Below are 1,840 nucleotides of genomic sequence, written 5' to 3'. Positions count from 1 at the left end.
ATCGGCACCATCCTCGGCCCCGCGCGCGACGAGCCGCGTTGCGGCATGGCGCTCAAGCGCATCCACGCCGCGCTCGAAGCTCGCATGAATCGCGGGGGTCAACATCGTCGCCGGGGCGATGCCCGACAGCGCGGCTGCCGCCGCGGCGACGAAGCGGTCGAGATCGGGGCTGTCGATCGCGATCAGCAGGCCCGGGTTGGTGCAGAACTGCCCCGCCCCCATCGTCAGCGACTGCGCGAAACCTTCGCCCAGCGCGTCGGCGCGATTGCGGAGCGCGGCGGGGAAGAGGATTACGGGATTGATGCTGCTCATTTCGGCATACACCGGGATCGGCTCGGGTCGGGCCGCGGCGATCTGCATCAGTGCGAGCCCGCCGCCCCGCGAGCCCGTAAAGCCTGCCGCCTTGATCCGGGAGTCGGCGACGAGCGCGGCGCCGAGGGCATTCGACGGGCCGGGAAGATACGAGAAGACGCCTTCGGGCAGTCCGCAGCTTTTCACCGCCGCGCGGATCGCACGCGCGACGAGTTCGCCCGTCCCCGGATGCGCGGGATGGCCCTTGACCACGACGGGGCAGCCCGCCGCGAACGCCGATGCGGTGTCACCGCCCGCAACGGAAAAGGCGAGCGGAAAGTTGCTTGCGCCGAACACCGCGACCGGGCCCAGTGCGACATGACGGCGGCGCAGGTCGGGGCGTGGCAGCGGCGCGCGGTCGGGCAGTGCGGGATCGATCGTCGCGTGCAGCCAGTCGCCGGCGCGGACGAAAGCGGCGAACATGCGGAGCTGCCCGATCGTGCGGCCGCGCTCGCCTTCCAGTCGCACGCGCGGCAGGCCGCTTTCGGCCATCGCGCGCTCGATGAGGTCGTCGCCGATCGCGCCGATTTCATCGGCGATCGCTTCGAGAAACGCCGCGCGCGCTTCGGGCGTGGTTTCGGAAAAGGCGGCAAAGGCGTCGTCGGCGAGCGCGCAGGCGCGGTCTACATGACCGGTTCCCGCCGCGCTGAACGACGGCGCGATCGCCTGCCCGGTCGACGGATCGGTCGCGGAGAAAATGTCCGTCGTGGTTTCTTCGGCGCCGCCGATGAAAATGGTGCCAGCTAGCATGGATCGTCCTTCACTGTTCGGGGAGGGGGTCGGGCCGGAAGGTCCGGGTCATTTCGGCGTTGCGCGTTGCGGCAGCGGCGATCGTGTCGCCCATCAGCCTTTCGAGCGCATCGCCTTCGTCGAGGATCGCGAGACCGGCCAGTGTCACACCGCCCGGACTGGCGACGCGGCGCGCCATGTCGGCGGGATCTGCGTCCGCCTCGCACAGCATCGCGCCCGCGCCGACCATCGTTTCGGCAATGAGTCGAAGCGCCTGATCACGGCTGAGACCCTGCGCTTCGGATGCGGTCGCCATCGCGTCGGCGATGCGGAAGAAAAAGGCCGGCGTCGCTCCCGAAACCGTCGTCGCGGCGGCGCAGGACGCTTCGTCATCCATCCATAATGCGGTGCCGAGCGGAGCGAACAGCGCCGTGACGAGCGCCCGGGCGGTATCGTCGAGTCCGTGACCCGTGAGCGCGGTAAGACCCCGGCCGATCGCCGCGGGGAGGTTGGGGACCGCGCGCACCAAGGCGCCAGCGTTCGGGAAATAGTGCCGCAGCGTCGCAAGCTCGACCGCCGCGAGCACCGACACGACTATTGTCCCGGGGCCCGCCAGCGCGGCCAGCATGGGCGCCGCTTCGGCCAGCTTCTGCGGCTTCACCGCGAGGACCAGCACCGTTGGCGGGGCGAGGTCGGCAGGAATCGAAGCAACTTGCTGTACGGCGTCCGGCACGTTTGCCGGCGCCGGATCGACGACCGT

General features: G+C 70.1%; 2 protein-coding genes. Both read right to left on the bottom strand.

Annotation, left to right across the window (positions count from 1 at the left end; all coding sequences use genetic code 11):
- Positions 1 to 1,101, bottom strand: a 1,101-nt coding sequence (locus VN047_RS07365; protein WP_325541478.1) for an aldehyde dehydrogenase family protein, incomplete at its 3' end; no start/stop codon positions are given.
- Between the two features lie 10 nt (positions 1,102 to 1,111).
- A partial coding sequence (locus VN047_RS07360; RefSeq protein WP_325541477.1) for a pyrroline-5-carboxylate reductase family protein occupies positions 1,112 to 1,840 on the bottom strand: 729 nt, incomplete at its 5' end.

The sequence above is a fragment of the Sphingopyxis sp. genome (genome assembly GCF_035565275.1).
In the GTDB taxonomy this organism is placed as follows: domain Bacteria; phylum Pseudomonadota; class Alphaproteobacteria; order Sphingomonadales; family Sphingomonadaceae; genus Sphingopyxis.
This window is presented reverse-complemented; position numbering and strand designations above follow the sequence as displayed.